Annotated in this window: 14 protein-coding genes; 9 read left to right on the top strand and 5 right to left on the bottom strand. The window is 60.8% G+C overall.

The window, feature by feature from the left end; genetic code table 11:
* Positions 1-118: 118 nt before the first annotated feature.
* Genes ACHZCU_RS04940 through ACHZCU_RS04920 form a run of 5 tightly spaced genes read left to right on the top strand, consistent with a single transcriptional unit; the run spans position 119 to position 6,257 of the window.
* Positions 119-733 (top strand): WHG domain-containing protein, encoded by a 615-nt coding sequence (locus ACHZCU_RS04940; RefSeq protein ID WP_319517889.1) that lies wholly within the window; start codon positions 119-121, stop codon positions 731-733.
* A gap of 49 nt (positions 734-782) precedes the next feature.
* Positions 783-1,313, top strand: coding sequence for a MarR family transcriptional regulator (locus tag ACHZCU_RS04935; RefSeq protein ID WP_319517888.1), 531 nt, complete (start codon positions 783-785; stop codon positions 1,311-1,313).
* A 36-nt stretch (positions 1,314-1,349) separates the two neighbouring features.
* A complete protein-coding gene (locus tag ACHZCU_RS04930) occupies positions 1,350-2,414 on the top strand; it encodes an HlyD family efflux transporter periplasmic adaptor subunit (RefSeq protein ID WP_319517887.1) in 1,065 nt (354 codons plus the stop codon).
* Positions 2,378-5,143, top strand: coding sequence for a ribosome-associated ATPase/putative transporter RbbA (gene rbbA / locus ACHZCU_RS04925; RefSeq protein WP_394706020.1), 2,766 nt, complete (start codon positions 2,378-2,380; stop codon positions 5,141-5,143). The genes ACHZCU_RS04930 and rbbA overlap by 37 nt, the downstream gene beginning before the upstream one ends.
* Position 5,144: 1 nt before the next feature.
* The gene (locus ACHZCU_RS04920) at positions 5,145-6,257 is read left to right on the top strand and encodes an ABC transporter permease (protein ID WP_319517885.1); all 1,113 of its coding nucleotides are present in this window, start codon (positions 5,145-5,147) and stop codon (positions 6,255-6,257) included.
* An 81-nt stretch (positions 6,258-6,338) separates the two neighbouring features.
* On the opposite strand, the gene ACHZCU_RS04915 is transcribed toward ACHZCU_RS04920, so the two are convergent.
* The 4 genes from ACHZCU_RS04915 to ACHZCU_RS04900 form a co-directional block, all read right to left on the bottom strand.
* The gene (locus tag ACHZCU_RS04915; protein ID WP_319517884.1) at positions 6,339-7,799 is read right to left on the bottom strand and encodes a hypothetical protein; all 1,461 of its coding nucleotides are present in this window, start codon (positions 7,797-7,799) and stop codon (positions 6,339-6,341) included.
* A 98-nt stretch (positions 7,800-7,897) separates the two neighbouring features.
* Positions 7,898-10,273: a glycoside hydrolase family 31 protein gene (locus ACHZCU_RS04910; RefSeq protein WP_319517883.1), complete on the bottom strand. Its 2,376-nt coding sequence runs from the start codon at positions 10,271-10,273 to the stop codon at positions 7,898-7,900.
* 17 nt (positions 10,274-10,290) lie between these two features.
* Entirely contained in the window at positions 10,291-11,601 is a 1,311-nt protein-coding gene (locus ACHZCU_RS04905) for a TRAP transporter large permease (protein ID WP_227023564.1), read from the bottom strand.
* Positions 11,602-11,615: 14 nt separating this feature from the next.
* On the bottom strand, positions 11,616-12,173 hold the full coding sequence (locus ACHZCU_RS04900) for a TRAP transporter small permease (RefSeq protein ID WP_181190679.1): 558 nt from the start codon (positions 12,171-12,173) through the stop codon (positions 11,616-11,618).
* A gap of 221 nt (positions 12,174-12,394) precedes the next feature.
* Here ACHZCU_RS04900 and ACHZCU_RS04895 point away from each other — a divergent pair, with 221 nt between their 5' ends.
* The 4 genes from ACHZCU_RS04895 (at position 12,395) to uxuA (ending at position 17,300) form a co-directional block, all read left to right on the top strand.
* Positions 12,395-13,387 (top strand): TRAP transporter substrate-binding protein, encoded by a 993-nt coding sequence (locus tag ACHZCU_RS04895; RefSeq protein ID WP_319517882.1) that lies wholly within the window; start codon positions 12,395-12,397, stop codon positions 13,385-13,387.
* A 77-nt stretch (positions 13,388-13,464) separates the two neighbouring features.
* Positions 13,465-15,273: a glycoside hydrolase family 2 TIM barrel-domain containing protein gene (locus ACHZCU_RS04890; protein WP_319517881.1), complete on the top strand. Its 1,809-nt coding sequence runs from the start codon at positions 13,465-13,467 to the stop codon at positions 15,271-15,273.
* Positions 15,258-16,025 (top strand): FCD domain-containing protein, encoded by a 768-nt coding sequence (locus ACHZCU_RS04885; protein WP_319517880.1) that lies wholly within the window; start codon positions 15,258-15,260, stop codon positions 16,023-16,025. The genes ACHZCU_RS04890 and ACHZCU_RS04885 overlap by 16 nt, the downstream gene beginning before the upstream one ends.
* A gap of 117 nt (positions 16,026-16,142) precedes the next feature.
* Complete coding sequence (uxuA, locus tag ACHZCU_RS04880) at positions 16,143-17,300, top strand: mannonate dehydratase (protein WP_319517879.1); 1,158 nt, start codon at positions 16,143-16,145, stop codon at positions 17,298-17,300.
* An 84-nt stretch (positions 17,301-17,384) separates the two neighbouring features.
* Here the strand turns inward: uxuA and ACHZCU_RS04875 are convergent, their stop codons facing one another.
* Complete coding sequence (locus ACHZCU_RS04875; RefSeq protein ID WP_319517878.1) at positions 17,385-18,350, bottom strand: glutathione S-transferase family protein; 966 nt, start codon at positions 18,348-18,350, stop codon at positions 17,385-17,387.
* Positions 18,351-18,387 lie beyond the last annotated feature (37 nt).

Below are 18,387 nucleotides of genomic sequence, written 5' to 3'. Positions count from 1 at the left end.
GCCGGCTTGAACATCGTCACAGGTCATTGTATGAACATTGTTCAGGAATCTGTATATGAAATTTATGAACATTGTTCAAGATAAAAATGAACATTGTTCTTTTTTGGAGATCGGGGCGATGGCCGGAAAGCGGGAAGCCAAACGCGATGCACTCAAATCGGCGCTGATCGCGGCAACGCGGTCGCTGATTGCCGAGGGCGGGCTGAAGGGATTGCGTGCCCGCGACATCGCCGCGAAGACGGGATGCGCGCTCGGCAGCCTCTACACGATTTTCGATGATATCGACACGCTGATCCTGCACGTCAATTTCCAGACATTGCAGGCAATCGAGGCGGAGATGGATACGGCTCTTGCAGGTGTGGCCGATGACCGCGCCTTCGAGGCGCTCGGGCTGGCCTATCTGCGCTTTGTCGCCGCAAACCGCAATCTCTGGGCCGCTTTGTTCGAGCATCACATGCCGGCAGGCGCAACGGTTCCGGTCTGGCTGGACGAGGAAGTCGCCGCGCTGATGGCAAAGATTGCCGCGCCGCTTGCCCGGCTGATGCCCGATGCCAGCCCGGAAGAGATCACCGATCGCGCCCGCACCTTTTTCGGCGCGGTTCACGGCGTTATCGCCATCAGCGTTGAAAACCGGTTCGTCGGTGTGCCGATGGAAACGCTCGAACGCGAAATTGTCGCACTGACCGGCATTCTGACGCATGGTCAGGCGCAGGGGCCGCGCATGGGTTCGTGACGGTCGTATTTAGCTTCACTGTCAAGATACTTTATGATTAAATAAAATTATGAAGAGTTTCGATGACAGGAATGCCGGCGTCCGCGAAACCGGAATTGCGCTTCTGGGCCTGATCCAGCAGATCGAGATTTGCTATGCCCGCTCGGCGAGTTCGAGCGGAATGCATGCCACGGATTTCAGGGCGGTTTGCGTGCTGAGCGATGCCGGAAAACCGATGAGCCCGAAGGATCTGTCGGGTTTTCTGGGGCTGACATCCGGTGCGGTTTCGGCCTTGCTGACCCGGCTGGAAAACGGCGGTTTCATTGCCAGGGTGCCCAATCCCGCAGACCGGCGCGGCGTTCTGGTGACGCTGAATGAAGCCGCTGTTGCCGAACCGCTCAGGCTCTATCGTATCCTGCATGAGCGTCATACCGAGGCTACGAAAGGCCTGAGCGACAGAGAGCTTGAGGCCATTCGGCAATATCTGCGGAAAATTCAAGATGCAACAGCGCAATTCTGCGGGGCGGAAATCGCATCCGTGCCTGCTTCCGGGACACCGCCAGCCGATGAACTGAAACTTCAGTCCGGTTCGGAGGACTGATACGAGACTGGCGCCGGGCGCTGTGTGGGGAGTGAGATGAAGACACGTCTGAAATGGTTCGTTGTTGCAATATTGATGGCCGGCGGCGCCGGCTGGTTTATCTGGCAGCAGGCCAGTACGAGTGACATGCCGGAGGGCATTGCCCGCGGCAACGGACGTCTGGAAGCCGTTGACATCGATGTCGCCGCCAAGACCGGCGGCCGCATCGAAGCCGTTTTCCCACGGGAAGGCGATTTTGTCGTGGCAGGCGAGACCCTGGCCCGGATGGATACCGCCGAGTTGGAAGCGCAGAAAGCCGAAGCGCAGGCGCAGCAGCGCCGCGCGGAAATCGCGATTGAAACCGCCGAAAGCATCGTCGAACAGCGCAATGCGGAACTGGATGCCGCGCAGGCGAATGTCGATGTCCGGCAGGCCGAGCTGGATGCCGCCGCCGCACGGCTTGAGCGCTCGGAGCAGCTTGCCGCGCGCGAAACGATTTCCCGGCAGGTTCTTGATGATGACCGTTCCGCCGAGCGCCGCGCCAATGCGGCGCTTGCCTCTGCGCGGGCATCGGTTGCCGCTGCAAAAGCGGCCATCACCTCGGCCCGGGCGCAGGTGGTCGATGCCCAGGCTGCGGTGACGGCGGCCAAAGCCTCGGTGGCGCGCATCGACGTGCAGATTGCCGATGCCACCCTCGTGGCCCCACGCGACGGGCGGGTTCAGTACCGGCTGGCCGAGCCCGGAGAGGTCATCGGATCGGGCGGCCGCGTCATCAACATGATCGACGTGTCGGACGTCTATATGAATATATTCCTGCCGACGGCAGAAGCAGGCCGCGTGGCGCTTGGCTCCGAAGTGCGCCTCATCATGGATGCCGCGCCTGATATTGTCATTCCGGCGACCGTCTCGTTCGTTTCCGACACCGCCCAGTTCACCCCGCGAACGGTGGAAACCGAGGAGGAGCGACTGAAACTGGCCTTCCGTGTCAGGGCGCGGATCGCGCCTGAATTGCTGGAACAATATATGACGCAGGTGAAAACCGGCCTGCCCGGCATGGCCTATGTCAAGCTCGCCCCCGATGCCGAATGGCCGGACTTCCTGCAGCAGAACCTGATCCAATGACTGATACCGATCCGGTCGTAACAGTTGAGGACGTGAGCCTGTCCTATCGCAGGGTTCAGGCGCTGGACGATGTTTCGCTTGCTGTTCCGGCGGGAAAAATGGTCGGCCTGATCGGCCCCGATGGTGTCGGCAAGTCTTCTCTTCTGGCGCTGATCTCCGGAGCGCGGGCATTGCAGGCGGGCGGGCTGCATGTTCTGGGCGGCGATATGCGCTCGGCCGGCCACCGTCAGGCCGTCTGCCCGCGCATTGCCTATATGCCGCAGGGGCTGGGGAAAAATCTCTACCACACGCTGTCGGTCTTCGAGAATGTCGATTTCTTCGGCCGCCTTTTCGGCCACGCGCGTGCCGAACGCGAGGCGCGTATCGCGCAACTGCTCACCGCAACCGGGCTGGAAGCCTTCCGCGACCGCCCGGCGGGCAATCTCTCCGGCGGCATGAAACAGAAACTGGGCCTGTGCTGCGCGCTGATCCACGATCCCGACCTTCTGATCCTCGATGAGCCGACCACCGGTGTCGATCCGCTTTCGCGCCGCCAGTTCTGGGAGCTGATCGATCATATTCGCGCCGGTCGGCCGGGCATGAGCGTCATCGTCGCGACCGCTTATATGGAGGAAGCGACCCGTTTTGACTGGCTGGTGGCGATGAATGCGGGCCGTGTGCTTGCCACCGGCTCGCCCGCCGATCTGATGACGCAGACGGGTACGCGCGACCTCGACAAAGCCTTTATCGCGCTCCTGCCCGAGGAAAATCGCCGGGGCCATGAAGGCGTGACGATACCGCCGATGGCCGAACATGACGGCGGCGATTTCGCCATAGAAGCCGAAGGCCTGACCAAGCGTTTCGGGGATTTTACGGCTGTTGACCATGTCAGCTTCCAGATCGCCAAGGGTGAGATTTTCGGATTTCTCGGGTCCAATGGCTGCGGCAAGACCACGACGATGAAAATGCTGACCGGCCTTCTTCCGGTCAGCGAAGGCACAGCAAAACTGTTCGGTTCGCCGGTCGATCCCCATGATCTCGCTGTCCGCCGGCGTATCGGTTATATGAGCCAGTCGTTTTCGCTCTACAGCGAGCTGACGGTCGCGCAGAACCTCGACATGCATGCGCGGCTTTTCAGGCTGGATGCGGCGTTAATACCCGCCCGTATTGCCGAAATGGCCGACCGCTTCGAACTGTCGGGCGTGATGGACGCCCGGCCCGACGCGCTTCCTCTCGGCATCCGCCAGCGCCTGTCTCTTGCTGTCGCGATGATCCATGCACCAGATATTCTGATTCTCGACGAACCGACATCCGGGGTCGACCCGGTGGCCCGCGATGTGTTCTGGCGCCATCTTGCGGAACTGTCGCGCGGCGAGGGCGTGACGATCTTCGTGTCGACGCATTTCATGAACGAGGCGGCGCTTTGCGACCGGATTTCGCTGATGCATGCCGGTCAGGTGCTGGTTTCGGACCGGCCGGACGATATCATCAGCGCCAGCGGGGCGGCATCGCTGGAAGAAGCATTCATCAGCTATCTCGAAGAGGCGACCGGAGAAGACGTTTCCGTCGCCGAAGAAACCCCGGTTGAAGCGCAGCCGGAGGCCGCCACGGCCAGGGCGCCCCGGTTCGACCCGCGCCGCATGTTCAGCTATGCGATGCGCGAATCCCTGGAATTGCGGCGCGACCCGATCCGCAGCGCGCTGGCGATCCTCGGATCGCTGATCCTGATGCTGGTGATCGGCTATGGCATCAACATGGATGTCGAGGATCTGACCTTCGCCGTTCTCGACTATGACGATTCCTCCATCAGCCGCGACTTTACCGACCAGATTGCCGGATCGCGCTATTTCATCGAACAGGAGCCGCTGACGGACTATGCGCAGATGGATCACCGGATGCGCGCGGGCGGTCTGGACCTTGCGCTGGAAATTCCGCCGGGTTTCGGCCGCGATCTGATGCGCGGCGGGCCCGTTGGGATCGGAGGCTGGTTTGACGGTTCGAACCCGACGCGCGCCGAGACGGTCAGGGGCTATGTGCAGGGCATGTATCAGAGCTGGCTGACCGACCGGATGCGCAGCGAGTTCGGCGCCGACGCCGTGGCCGGGGACTTCGCCCTGCAATTGCGCTATCGCTATAACCCCGACGTCAAGAGCCTTGTCGCCATGGTGCCTGCCGTCATTCCTCTGCTGTTGCTGCTGATCCCGGCAATGCTTTCGACGCTGTCGGTGGTGCGTGAACGGGAACTGGGGTCGATCACCAATCTTTATGTGACGCCGGTGACCCGGCTGGAATTCCTGCTTGGAAAGCTGATCCCCTATACGGTGATCGCCATCCTCAATTTCGCACTGCTGACGGCGATGGCGATCCTGCTGTTCAGGGTGCCGTTTACCGGAGACCGCGTTTTCTTCTTTGCCGCCGGTGTTCTTTACGTGTCGGCGGCGACCGCCATGGGGCTGGTGATCTCGGCATTCGTGAAAAGCCAGCTTGCCGCCATTTTTGCGACGGCGCTTGGAACGCTGCTGCCGGCCGTGCAGTTTTCGGGCATGATTTCACCCGTTTCGTCGCTCACCGGCATCAGTTCCGTGATTTCGAAAATATATCCGACGACGCATTTCATGACGATTTCCCGCGGCGCCTTTTCCAAGGGGCTTGGATTTGCCGAGCTTTCGGGAACGCTGATGCCGCTGGCGCTGTCGATCCCCGTCCTGATCGGCATTGGCGTGCTGCTGATGCGAAAGCAGGAGAAATAGGATGGATTTCGGCAATGTGCTGCAACTGGGCATCAAGGAAATCCGCGGGCTTCTGCGCGATCCGATCATGATGTTTCTGATCCTGTTTTCCTTCACCTTTCAGATTCAGTCGTCGGCACAGATGGAAAGCGAAGTGCTGAACCACGCACCGATCGCCATTGTCGATGAAGACGGCTCGCCGCTGTCGACGCGGATCATTCATGCCTTTCAGCCGCCCTATTTTTCCGAGCCTTCGATTATCGGGTGGGATGAAATGGACCGGCGCATGGATGAGGGGCTGGACACCTTCGCTCTCGATATTCCGCCGAATTTCCAGAGCGATGTTCTGGCGGGCAAGCGCCCGGAAATTCAGCTCAATGTCGATGCCACGCAGATGACCCAGGCCTTTTCCGGCGCGGGCTATGTGCAGACCATCGTTTCCGACGAGGTGGCGGCGTTTGTCGATCCCGGCGGGAGCGGCCAGCCTCCGCCGGCTGAACTGGTGCTGCGCGCGCGGTTCAATCCGGTTCTCAACAGCGGCTGGTTTCAGGCCGTGATGGGTGTTTCCAACAGCGTGACGCTGCTGGCGCTGATCCTGCCCGGCGCCGCGCTGATCCGTGAGCGCGAGCACGGCACGATCGAGCATCTTCTGGTCATGCCGGTGACGGCACTGGAAATCATGGTCAGCAAATTATGGTCGATGAGCCTTGTGGTGCTGCTCGGCACGCTCTTTGCCACCGTGGTTATGTGCGGCTGGGTGCTGGGCATCCCGCTTCAGGGATCGCTGACGCTGTTTCTGGTCGGCACGGCCCTGCATTTGTTTGCCACCGCATCGCTCGGGATATTGCTGGCGACGTTTGCAAAAACGATGCCGCAATTCGGGATCATGATGATCCTAGTGTTGCTGCCGCTTCAGATCCTTTCAGGCTCCCAGACCCCCCGTGAATCGATGCCGGACATCGTGCAGAACATCATGCTGGCTGCGCCCAACACGCACTACGTCATCCTTGCGCAGTCGATCCTGTTTCGCGGCGCGGGGCTGGATGTGGTCTGGCCGCAAATGCTGTGGCTTGCGGCCATCGCGGCCATTCTGTTTGCCATCTCCCTGCGCTATTTCCGCCGGTTTCTCCAATAGTATCAGAGGCCGGTAATCAGAGCGCAGATGTTGCGCACCGGGATGGCCACGGCGCGCAACAAAGGTCTTGCAAACCCGGTCTCAGGACAGTTCGGCCACCATTCTGCGTGCGCCTTTTTCAACAAGGCCCTGAAGGTTTTCCGAAAGGCTGGCCTTGAAGGCGGCGTCTTGTGCGAGCGCGGCGGGGAAGATGCCGGAACCGGCAACGACGCGTTCCACGCGTTCGGCAGCGGTGCCGCCATTGGCAAGCGTCTTCAGCTTGTCCGCCAGCGGGTCGCGGACGTCGATGGCGTCTCCGTTTTCGTCGGTGCCCGAAACATAGCGGATCCAGCCTGCGACCAGCAGTGTCAGCCGCGGGCAGGGGGTGCCGTTCTTCAGGTGATGGGCGATCGACTGGAGGGCGCGTTGCGGCAGTTTCTGGCTGCCGTCCATGGCGATCTGCCATGTGCGGTGACGGATCGCGGGATTCTGGAAGCGGGCAATCAGCGCATCGGCGTAGTCATCGAGGTCGATACCTTCGGGGGCTTCGAGGGTCGGGATCTGTTCCTTGCCCATCAGATCGCGGGCGGCCTTGCGATAGGCCTCGTCTTCCATGGTCTCGGCAATGGTTTCATAGCCGCCGAGATAGCCGAGATAGGCGAGGAATGAGTGCGAGCCGTTCAGCATTCTGAGCTTCATGTTCTCGTAAGGCACGACGTCATTGGTGAAGGTGGCGCCGGCGCGGTCCCAGTCCGGCCGACCGGCGACGAAATCATCCTCGATCACCCATTGGCGGAAGGGTTCGCAGACGATGCCGGCAGGGTCTTCCGTGCCGATCCGTTCGGCAAGCAGACGATAGCTTTCCTCGGTCATGGCCGGAACGATGCGGTCGACCATGGTCGAGGGGAAACGGCCATTCTCCTCGATCCAGTCGGCCAGCGCCTTGTCGCGGGCGCGGGCAAAATCGATGACGGCGCGGCGCGCCAGATGGCCGTTTGAGGGCAGGTTGTCACAGGAGAGAACCGTAAAGGGCGGCAGCCCCGCCTTTCTGCGGGCCTCCAGGGCAGCCACCAGGATGCCGACAACCGATCGCGGCTGATCCGGGTTTGCAAGGTCGGCTTTCACGTCCGGATTGTCGAAATCGAGGCCGCCATCGGCGCCGAGCGTATAGCCCTTTTCCGTCACCGTGATGGAAACCAGCGCGATGTTTTCGTCGGCAATGGCGTTGACGATGCCTTGCGGCCCGCGGTCTTCCATATGGCGGTGATCGACGACAGCACCGGAAATCCGGGCTTTCTGCCCGTCGGCGGCATTTTCGACGACACTGTAGAGATAGTCGCGTTCGGCAAGCGCTCTCAGCGGTGCGGACGGGCCCCTGAGTTCGATTTCGCGATAACCCCAATTGCCGCCGGCGCGCAGAACGTCGTCGGTATACACGGCCTGATGGGCGCGGTGAAACGCGCCGAAACCGATATGGCACATGCGCGCTTCGACCTTGGAGCGGTCGTAATCCGGGCGCAGAACATCGGCGGCAGCGTTATCGAGGAGAGGGTTGGAGGACATGGCGGTTCCTTCCGTAAAACGGCGCGTGCGGGCTGGCACGTTCGCCGATGGGGCTTGTGAAGAAAAAGGGGAGAGCCGAAGCTCTCCCAAAAAGTCGGTCAGCGGCCGACAGTCTTGCCGTTGGCGTCGGCCATGCCATTGACGGCAATTTTTCGGCTTTCACCTTCAGGCAGGAGGATCCGGACATTTTCGTAGGCCGGTGTGTAGCGGCCTTCGCGCTGCCAGTTCAGCGTCAGGCCGGTCTCGTCGCCGGAAAGCGCATAGCGCGTCACGGCATGGGCGGATGGATCGCGCCAGTGCACGGTGTCGCCATCATCCTCATATTCCACGCGCGTCGCCTCGAAATCGCCGGGGACCGGGAAGACCGCGAGCGTGCGGGCCTTGTCGGCCCCGGCATTGGCGCGGTTTGCGCCGTCGGAAAGCGGGATCACCGCACCGGCGCGGACAAACAGGGGCATGCTGGCAAGGTCCACCGGCAGCGTCACTTCCGTGCCGGGGGCGTGATATTCGCCGGACCAGAAATTCCACCAGCCGGTTTCATTCTCCGGCAGGTAGACCGTTCGCGCGGTCGCGCCGCTATCGACCACATTGGCGACCAGAAGATCGCGGCCCAGCATGAAGTCGTCGGTTTCCTCAAACGTGCGGGCGTCATGCGGATGATCGAGGAAGGTCGGGCGCAGCATCGGCTCGTCGGCCGTGGTGGCAAGCCATGTCAGCGTGTAGAGGTAGGGCGTCAGCCGGTAGCGCAGCTTCAGCGCGTCGCGGATCAGCGGCAGAACCTCCGGATACATCCAGGCTTCATTCGCCGTGCCGTCATCATTCCATGAGTGGATGGTGAAGCGCGGGTGGAAAATGCCGTTCTGGACCCAGCGTACGAACAGTTCCGGCTCCGGTTTCGGGCCGGAAAAGCCGCCGACATCGTGGCCGACATTGTAAATGCCCGACAGCGACATGGAGAGGCCCATGCGGATGTTGTAGCGCACGGTTTCCCAGCGGGTGTAGTTGTCGCCCGACCAGGTCTGGACATAGCGCTGGATGCCGGGGCACCCGGCGCGCGAGATCAGATATTGCCGGTGATCGGGATCGAAAGCCTCCTGCGCTTCCTTCGAGGCGCGGCTCATCAGCAGCGAATGCAAGGGGCGGATCAGCGCGACGGGGATTTCGTTGCCGAAACCGTTGCAGCGGGCTTCATCGTCCCAGATTTCGTATTCATTGTTGTCGTTCCAGGTGCAGGCGATGCCTTTTTTCAGCAACTGCTCCGTCACGCCCTTCTGCCACCAGGCGACGGAGGCCGGGTTGGTGAAATCGAGATGGGCGCCGCTGTCATCCCAGTAGACCGCGTCCGCATAGGAATTGGTCTCGCTGTCGGTGACGAACAGGCCGGCATCGAGCGCTTCGTTGAAACGAGGATGGTCCTGCAGCAGCGCCGGTTTGATGTTGGCGATCAGCGTCAGCCCGGCATCGGCGAACTTTTTCGACATGCCTTCGACGTCCGGGAATTTTTCGTCATTCCAGTTGAAGACGTAACGCTTCGCGCCGATCGAGGTATAGCCGGACGACATCTGGAAACTGTCGCAGGGAATATGGTGTTCCGACAGTTTCGACAGAAAGCCTTCGAGTTCTTCCTGCGCATTCGGCCGGTCGGTATAGGCCATCGTGGAGCCGGAGTAGCCGAGCGCCCAGCGCGGCATGAAGGCGGTTCCGCCGGTCAGGCGCGTGTGGCCCTTCACCAGATCCAGCATCTGCGGTGCCCAGGCGAAGTAATAATCGAGATCGCCGTCGAGCGCGCGATAGGCGCGGAAGGGCTTGTGATAATTGTCGAACTCGTTGCCGAGGTCGAACCAGCACGAGGCCAGATTGTCGTAAAATACCGAGAAAGCGCCAGCCTCCGGCGTCACCGTGAAGGTGACGGGCAGGTGCTTGTAGAGTGGATCGGTGGTCTTGGCATTATAGCCCATGGCGTCGAGATTGCGCATCTCGTAGCGGCGGCCGGAGCGTTCGAGATCGCCCGCCTTTTCGCCGAGGCCGTAGACCTTCTCACCCGGTTTTCTCAGCAGGAAATGGCTGTTGCGGTGGTCGCGAATACCGAGCATGTAGGCGCCGGTGGGCCGTTCTTCGGCCACGAGTTTCCAGCTGCCATCGGCCTGCTTTGCTTCCCAGCGCATGGTCAGCGGGTTTTCGATGGTGAGCCGGAGGCTTGCCGTCTCGATCACCAGCGTTTCGCCTTCGGTGCAGGTGAAGTCCGGCAGGGAGAAACCGGAAACATCGTCGCGAGGCCGGCCTTCGAAGGGAACGTCTTCGGTCGGGGCGATCGACCATGTGCGGTCCAGCCGCCATGTGCCGGCCTTCTTCAGTGAGACCCGGAACAGGGCCTCTTCGAGAACGGTGATCCGAAGCGAATGGGAGCCGTCGACGGTGAGCGTGACGCCATTGGCGTCACGCGCGTCAAGCGCCCAGGATTTGAGGGTACGCATAGTCTTTTCCCGTTATGTTAGCCGCCATAACCCAGAAGCATGCGGGGCAGGGCAAGGCTGATTGCAGGGACATAGGTGACGAGCAGCAGGACCGCAATCAGGGTCAGGAAGAAGGGGATCAGAGGCTTGATCACCTTCGGGATTGTGGTTCCGCCAACCGAGCAGCCGATGAAGAGGGCCGAGCCGACAGGCGGGGTGCAGATGCCGACGCACAGGTTGAGCGTCATCATCACGCCGAACTGAACCGGGTCCATGCCAAGCTGCTGAACCACAGGCATCAGGATCGGGGTGAAGATCAACAGCGCCGGGGTCATGTCCATGAAGGTGCCGACAACCAGGAGAACGAGGTTCAGGATCAGCAGGATCATGATCGGGTTATCCGACAGGCCGAGCATGAAGTCGGAGATCATGTTCGGGATGTTGCCGAAGGCCATGGCGCGCGACATCGCAATCGAGCAGCCGATCATCAGGAGAACGACGGCAGTGGTGATCGCCGATTCAAGGATGATCGAGGGGAGCTGCTTGAGTGAGGTTTCACGATACCAGACAAAGGCGAGCAGCATGGTGTAGACGACAGCAATCGCCGAGGCTTCCGTTGCCGTGAAGACACCGAGGATAATACCGCCCATGACGACGACGATCAGGCCCAGGGGCAGGATGGCGTCGAGCCCCTTCTTGACGAATTCGATGACGCTCGGGCGCGGCTGGGTCGGGTAACCGCGCTTCTTGGCGATGACGCCGGCGACGATCATGATGCCGAGGCCCATCAGGATGCCGGGCACATAGCCGGCAACGAACAGTGCCGCGACCGAGGTGCCGCCCGAAATCAGCGAATAGACGATGAAGGTCGAGCTCGGCGGGATCAGAAGGCCGGTGGTGCAGGAGGAGATGTTGACGGCGGCCGAATAGGCCGGGTCATAGCCTTCCTTCTTTTCAAGCGGCGCCATGACACCGCCGACAGCAGCGGCCGAGGCGACGGCAGAGCCTGAAAGCGCGCCGAACATCATGTTGGCGAGCACGTTTACATGGGCCAGCGAGCCGGGAAGCGCGAACCCCAGGACCTTGGCAAAATCGATCAATCGCCGGGCGATGCCGCCGCGGTTCATGATGTTGCCCGCCAGGATGAAGAAGGGGATCGCCAGAAGGGTGAATGAGTCGAGGCCCGAAGACATCTGCTGGGCGACGATGAAGAACGACTGGTCGATGCCGACGAAGAGCGCGAAGGTGAGGACGGCCGAAACGCCGATTGAAAAGGCGATCGGAACGCCGAGAACCATCAGCAGGATGAAGCTGCCGAACAGAACCAGTGGAGCGTAAGACATAAGCATGAAAAAAATCTCCCTTAGTCCAGAGGTCCGCCGGCTTCGGCGGGCGGGGCTTCAACGGGCGTCATGCCATGGAAAAGGCGGACGGCCATCTGAATGCAGTAGATGAGAATGAAGGCGCCGGAGGCCGGAATGGCGAAGTAGACATAGCCCATGGGCATTTGCAGGGCCGGCGAAACCTGGCCGTTTGCAAGCGTGCGGGCCACCAGCGCGCTGCCGCCATTGATCATCACGGCGATTGCGAAAAAGGCGATGACCGCAACAACGGCCAGCTGCGCAAGCTGCTTGCGCCAGCCCTTCAGCGCCGGCGCCAGGATTTCGATGGCGAGGTGGCGGCCCTTGCCAAAGGTATAGGCGCCGCCGATCAGCGCCATCCAGATGAACAGAAAGCGTGCGATTTCGTCAGTGTAGATCGAAGGTGCGCGCAGGATGTAGCGGCTCATCACCTGCCACACCACACAAATGACCATGCCGGAGAAGCCGGCGACGATGATGACGCGCAAAATGGCGTCGATCACGTTGGCAAGGCCGTCGGTCAGACGGCTGATCGTGTCGGGTTTTCCTGTTTCGGACATCCGACCCTCCCTTGAGCGAGTTCTTTTATGCAGCCTTTCGGGCGATGCCTTCGGGCCGATGACCGGACCATGGACCAAAACAAAAAATTGGTCAACCAATTTATCTATTTTGGTTGACATCAATATTTATTTGGTCAACCATGACGGCATCCGCTGCGAAAAGGCACTCAGTGGCGGCCCAATTAACCTCTCCTCAAACGATCGGGTGCCGGGAGGAAGATATGAAGATCTTTTCCAAAATCGCTTTGATGACGGGCGTTGCTGCCGTCGCCTTTGCTGCAACGGCCGAAGCGCGCACGCTTCGCCTCAACCACAACAACCCGCCGGACCATCCGCTGCACATCTCCATGGAATTCATGGGCGAGCGCCTGTCGGAACTGACGGATGGCGCCTGGGATATCCAGGTTTTCCCCAATGGCCAGCTTGGCAACCAGCGCGAATCGATGGAACTGGTCCAGAGCTGCGTGCTCGATATGGCCAAGAGCAACGCCAGCGAACTGGAGGCTTTCGAGCCGACCTATTCGGCGTTGAACCTGCCTTACCTGTTTCTCAGCGAAGACCATCAGTTTGACGTTCTGACCGGTGATATCGGCCAGGAAATCCTTGATGCCTCCCATGACAAGGGTTTTCAGGGTGTCGCATTCCTGCTCGAAGGCGCTCGCTCCTTCTACGGTAACAAGCCGATCAACACGCCGGCAGACCTTCAGGGCATGAAGGTTCGCGTTCAGCCGAGCCCGTCGGCGATCCGCATGGTTGAGCTGCTTGGCGGCAGCCCGACGCCGCTCGCCTATGGCGAACTCTACAGCGCCCTGCAGCAGGGTGTCGTCGATGCCGCGGAAAACAACCCGACCGCGCTTACCACCGTGCGTCACGGTGAAGTGGCCGACTACTTCTCCCTCGACGAACACACCATGATCCCCTCCGTCGTGGTGATTTCGAACTGCGCCTGGGACTCCATGTCCGATGAGGACAAGGCCGCTTTCCAGCAGGCCGCTCAGGAAGCCATGAAGTTCCACCGCGGACAGTGGGATGAGATCGTTTCCAAGACCATGGGCGAAATCGAGGAAATGGGCGTCACGGTCAATACCGTCGACAAGGCCCCCTTCATTGAAGCGGTTCAGCCGATGTATGAGGAAGTCAAGGGCAGTTCCCCGGCTGTTGCCGACCTGGTCGACCGCATCCAGGCCGCCGGTGCAGACTACAGCGACAACTAAGTCGCGAGACAAATTGGTCGGCCGCTTTGGGCGGCCGGCCAACTGAGACAATGTGACAGGTTCGGCGGAGGTTCATCATGCTTGAGCGATCGGTATTGGCGGAAAATGCGCTGCAGGCGCTGCATGACGAGGACTATGATCGTCCTTTCAATACGCAGAACCTCAACCACACGACCATGATTTTCATGGGCGGACGCGAACAGGTTTCACTGGACGGCGACTGGAATTTCTGTGTCGATCTGCTCGATACCGGCCTGCGCCAGAAGTGGTTCGCCATGGAGCCGGCCGAACCGCGCGACCGGGAAGAACCCTGGGATTACGACCCCTATATGGGCGAGACCGTGCCCGTGCCCTCCTGCTGGCAGATGCTGAAGGAGAAGTGGTATTTCTTCGAAGGCAGCGCCTGGTATACGCGCCCCGTCGATTTCTCGCCCAAACCCGGCAAGCGCACCTTCCTGCGCGTCGGCGCGGCGCAATATGACTGCAAGGTTTTCCTGAACGGCGAATTCGTCGGCAACCATTATGGCGGCTCGACGCCGTTCTTTGCCGAACTGACCGACCGCCTGAAGGATGGCCGCAACTGGCTGATGCTGTGCGTCAACAATGCGCGCACCCTTGATCGCGTACCGATGCGCAACACCGACTGGTTCAATTATGGCGGTGTTTATCGCGAGGTCTCGTTGGTCGAGACGCCGGAAAGCCTGATCCGCGATTTCTTCATCCATCTCAAGCCCGACAGCCATTTTGCCTGTCTGACGGCGCGCGTCGTGGCCGAGGGCGCCGAAACGGCGGAAATTTCGATCCCCGAACTCGGCATTCGCGAGACGGTGCAGCTTGTCGACGGCAAGGGCAGCATCGATATCGCCGCCGGTCCGCTGCTGTGGCGGCCCGATCGGCCGAAGCTTTACGATGTCCATGTCAGCGCCGGTGATGACCGCGTGTCGGATCGCGTCGGCTTCCGCACGATCGAGCGCAAGGGCCGGGAGCTTTACCTGAACGGACGTCCGCTGTGGCTGCGCGGCATTTCGGTGCATGAGGACGACGACAAGCGCGGCAAGGTCATCACCGAGGACGATCTGCGTCAACGTTACGCCGATGCCAAGGAGATGGGCTGCAATTTTGTGCGGCTTGCGCATTATCCCCATCACGAACGCGCCGTCGAACTGGCCGATGAGGTCGGTCTGCTCGTCTGGGCGGAAATCCCGGTCTACTGGGCCATCGATTTCGCCAATCCGGCCACCGAACGGGATGCGCAGAACCAGTTGCTCGAACTGATCCGCCGCGACCGTAACCGGGCATGTGTGGCGATCTGGTCAGTCGGCAATGAAAATGCCGATACCGACGCCCGGCTTGCCTTCATGAAGGGCCTTGCCGAAACCGCGCGCGCGGAAGACCCGACGCGACTGATCGCAGCCGCCTGCCTTGTGAACCACACCAAGCTGAAGATCGAGGACCGGCTTGCCGCCTATCTCGATATCATCGGGATCAACGAATATTACGGCTGGTATGACGAGGACTTTTCCGAACTGCCGAAGATCCTCGCCAACTCCCAGCCGGACCGCCCCGTGGTCATTTCGGAAACCGGCGCGGATGCCGACATCACCGAGCAGGGGCCGAAGGATGGCCTGTTCTCGGAGGATTACCAGGCAAGCGTCTACGAAAAGCAGATCGCTACGCTGAAGGACCTCGATTTCGTCAAGGGCATGTCGCCCTGGATCCTCTATGATTTCAGGACGGAACGCCGGCAGGGGATATTCCAGCGTGGTTTTAACCGTAAGGGGCTTATCGCCGCAGATAAGGTAACCAGAAAGAAATCCTTCGCTATACTGCGATCATTCTATCATATGGTTGCCGCAGGGGAGGTTGAAGAATGGGAGAGATCGTAAAGCGCCGCTATCAGGAGGTCGCTGACGAAATCCGTGGCCTGATTGCGCGCTCGGACTACAAGCCCGGCGATCGCCTCAAGACCGAGCGCCAGATGGCCGAGGAGCTTGGGGTCAGCCGCTCGCTGGTGCGTGAGGCCGTCATTACGCTTGAGCTTGAAGGTCTGGTCGATGTGCGCAAGGGATCGGGCATTTATCTTGCCGTCCCGCAGGAGGCCGTGGAGCCGGATGAGCCGCGCATCGAGGACCTGCCCGATGATTTCGGCCCGTTCGAACTGCTGCAGGCCCGCCAGCTTCTGGAATCGACGATTGCCGCCTTTGCCGCCGAAATGGTCTCCATGGCGGATATCCGCAGGATGCGCGAGGCGCTCGACATGGAGCGCGAGGCCATCGAAAAGGGAACCGACGACGGCTATGAGGCCGACGAGTTGTTTCACCGGCTGATTGCGGTCGCCACGCAGAATGCCGTGCTGGTCGATCTGCTGGATGAGTTGTGGGGCAAGCGCAAGAAAAGCCGGATGTGGGCACAGCTTCACACCCGCGTTTTCGATACGGATTACCGCCGCCGCTGGCTGCAGGATCATCAGGAGATATTGCAGGCCCTGCAGATGAAGGACCCGGCCCGCGCCCGGCAGGCCATGTGGACGCATCTTCAGAATGTGCGCGAGACCCTGATGGAGCTTTCGGATGTCGATGATCCGGCCTTTGACGGCTATGTCTTCGGCTCGCATGAACTGGGGCGGATCGTGGGATAGGCAACGGGCAAACGGCAAGATCGCCAAACCCGGTTTTCAGTCAGGAGCGGACCCCTTCCGGCGCTTCGAGCGCGCGCTGCTCCCGACTGTTTCAGAGAATAATGACAGGAGAATACCATGAAGGAAAGCTGGCGCTGGTTCGGACCCAATGATCCGATTTCACTTGCAGAGGTGCGCCAGACCGGCGCGACCGATATCGTGACCGCGCTTCACGAATTGCCGAACGGCGTGCTGTGGGAACGCGAGGCGATTGCCGCCCGGCGTGACCTGATCGCGAAGGCCGGCCTGACATGGTCGGTGGTCGAGAGCATTCCTGTCCATGAAAAGATCAAGACCGCCGAGCCCGGCTGGGAAGAACTGGCCGAAACCTGGGGCCGTTCCGCACAGAACCTGGCGCGCGAAGGCGTCAAGACGATCTGCTACAATTTCATGCCGGTACTCGACTGGACGCGCACGGACCTCACCTATCCGCTGGAAGACGGCGCGCTGGCGCTCCGCTTCGATTATCTGCTCTATGTCGTGTTCGACCTTTTCATCCTGCAGCGCAAAGGAGCGGAAGCTGATTATCCGGCAGACGTCGTCGAAAAGGCCGAAGCCCGCTTCAAGACATTGAGCGAAGATGCAATTGCCAAGCTCATCAGCACCGTGCTGGCCGGTCTGCCCGGCGCCGAGGAAAGCTATACGCTTGAAGATTTCCGGGGGCAGCTCGCCCGTTATGACGCGATCGATGCCGCAGCCCTTGCAGAACAGCTTTCGCGTTTTCTGGAAATCGTGGTGCCGATGGTGGAAGAAGCCGGCGGCGTCATGGCGATCCATCCCGATGACCCGCCGCGTCCGCTGTTCGGTCTGCCGCGCGTGGTCTCGACGGTTGAGGATATGGACCGGATTGCTGCCCGCGTGCCGAGCCTTGCCAATGGCTTCACCTTCTGCACCGGTTCCTACGGTATCCGGCCCGAAAACGATCTGCCTGCAATGCTGAAAAAGCATGGAGACCGGGTGCACTTCCTGCACCTGCGTGCGACCAAGCGTGAAGAAGATGGCATGAGCTTCCACGAAGCCCCGCATCTGGAAGGTGATGTCGATATGGTGGCGGTCGTCCGGGCGGCACTTGAGGTCGAAAAGGCCAGAGGCGTCCAGCTTCCCTTCCGTCCCGACCACGGTCACGCCATCCTCGACGACCAGTCGCGCAAGACCAATCCGGGCTATCCGCTGATTGGCCGCCTGCGCGGCCTGTCGGAAGTCCGCGGCATCGCTCGAGCGCTTGCCGAAGTATAAGAGACCTCCTGTCCGGTGCGGACCTGCAAGGCGTAGTCTGCCTTGCAGGTCCGGATTGCAGGGAAAGTGAAGGTGTCAGCCTGTTTACCCAACCGCCTTCAGCAAGGCTTCGACATGTGCCGGGCCGACCGGGCGTATGCGTGTCGGGTTGAGCGCCTTGATCGAATAATAGCCACGGGTGATGTGGTCCATATTCACCGTTTCGCGGACGCCGGGCAGGCGGAGCACCTTTTCCATATAGGCTGAGAGCCTGGGATAGTCGGCAATCTGCCGGCGGTTGGTCTTGAAGATGCCGTGATAGGCCGCATCGAAACGGATCAGCGTTACGAACAGGCGGATATCGGTTTCGGTCAGCTGATCGCCGAACAGAAACGCGCCGTCCAGACGTTCTTCCAGTTCTCCCAGCATCGAGAAGACACCGGCGACGGCTTCGTCATAGGCTTCCTGCGTGGAGGCGAAGCCCGCCTTGTAGACGCCGTTGTTGAGAAGGTCGTAGATGCGCGGGTTCAACGCATCGATCTCTTCCCGCAGGGCTTCCGGGTAAAAATCATAGTCGGACGGCACCAGATGTTCGAACGCGGTGTTGAACATGCGCACGATATCCGCGCTTTCATTATTCACCATCACATTGCGCTTCATGTCCCAGAGGGCGGGAACCGTTGCGCGGCCGGTAAAATGCGGGTCGGCGCGGGTGTAGAGCTCATGGATATAGCGCGAACCGAAAAGCGGGTCCTCGTCAGCCCCCGGATAACCGCCGAACTGCCAGCCCTGATCCGACATGACAGGGTTGACCACGGTGATCGGGATCAGGTCGGAAAGCCCTTTGAGCTTGCGGGCAATCAGCGTGCGCGAAGCCCAGGGGCAGATATAGGCGACATAGAGCCGGTAGCGCCCGGCCTCGGCCTCAAACCCGCCCTCGCCGGTCGGGCCGGGCGCGCCATCCGGCGTGATCCAGTTGCGGAAGGATGATGTCTGGCGCACGAAGCGGCCCTTTTCATCCTTCTTCTGCACGGGCTGCCAGTCGGCGCTCCATTTTCCGTCTACAAGCATGGGTTCTCTCCTTGATGCGCGCCGTCATGGGTCCCGT

The sequence above is a fragment of the uncultured Martelella sp. genome (assembly GCF_963677965.2).
GTDB lineage: Bacteria > Pseudomonadota > Alphaproteobacteria > Rhizobiales > Rhizobiaceae > Martelella > Martelella mangrovi.
The sequence above is the reverse complement of the archived record's forward strand: the minus strand, read 5'-3'. Positions and strand labels throughout refer to the sequence as shown.

Bases quoted from the DNA above. Each gene is read 5' to 3' on its own strand.
- ACHZCU_RS04930 (WP_319517887.1), top strand. From the start codon at position 1,350: ATGAAGACACGTCTGAAATGGTTCGTTGTTGCAATATTGATGGCCGGC.
- ACHZCU_RS04915 (WP_319517884.1), bottom strand. From the start codon at position 7,799: ATGTCCTCCAACCCTCTCCTCGATAACGCTGCCGCCGATGTTCTGCGC.
- ACHZCU_RS04890 (WP_319517881.1), top strand. From the start codon at position 13,465: ATGCTTGAGCGATCGGTATTGGCGGAAAATGCGCTGCAGGCGCTGCAT.
- ACHZCU_RS04900 (WP_181190679.1), bottom strand. From the start codon at position 12,173: ATGTCCGAAACAGGAAAACCCGACACGATCAGCCGTCTGACCGACGGC.
- ACHZCU_RS04885 (WP_319517880.1), top strand. From the start codon at position 15,258: ATGGGAGAGATCGTAAAGCGCCGCTATCAGGAGGTCGCTGACGAAATC.
- uxuA (WP_319517879.1), top strand. From the start codon at position 16,143: ATGAAGGAAAGCTGGCGCTGGTTCGGACCCAATGATCCGATTTCACTT.
- ACHZCU_RS04935 (WP_319517888.1), top strand. From the start codon at position 783: ATGAAGAGTTTCGATGACAGGAATGCCGGCGTCCGCGAAACCGGAATT.
- rbbA (WP_394706020.1), top strand. From the start codon at position 2,378: ATGGCCGGACTTCCTGCAGCAGAACCTGATCCAATGACTGATACCGAT.
- ACHZCU_RS04940 (WP_319517889.1), top strand. From the start codon at position 119: ATGGCCGGAAAGCGGGAAGCCAAACGCGATGCACTCAAATCGGCGCTG.
- ACHZCU_RS04895 (WP_319517882.1), top strand. From the start codon at position 12,395: ATGAAGATCTTTTCCAAAATCGCTTTGATGACGGGCGTTGCTGCCGTC.
- ACHZCU_RS04920 (WP_319517885.1), top strand. From the start codon at position 5,145: ATGGATTTCGGCAATGTGCTGCAACTGGGCATCAAGGAAATCCGCGGG.
- ACHZCU_RS04910 (WP_319517883.1), bottom strand. From the start codon at position 10,273: ATGCGTACCCTCAAATCCTGGGCGCTTGACGCGCGTGACGCCAATGGC.
- ACHZCU_RS04905 (WP_227023564.1), bottom strand. From the start codon at position 11,601: ATGCTTATGTCTTACGCTCCACTGGTTCTGTTCGGCAGCTTCATCCTG.
- ACHZCU_RS04875 (WP_319517878.1), bottom strand. From the start codon at position 18,350: ATGCTTGTAGACGGAAAATGGAGCGCCGACTGGCAGCCCGTGCAGAAG.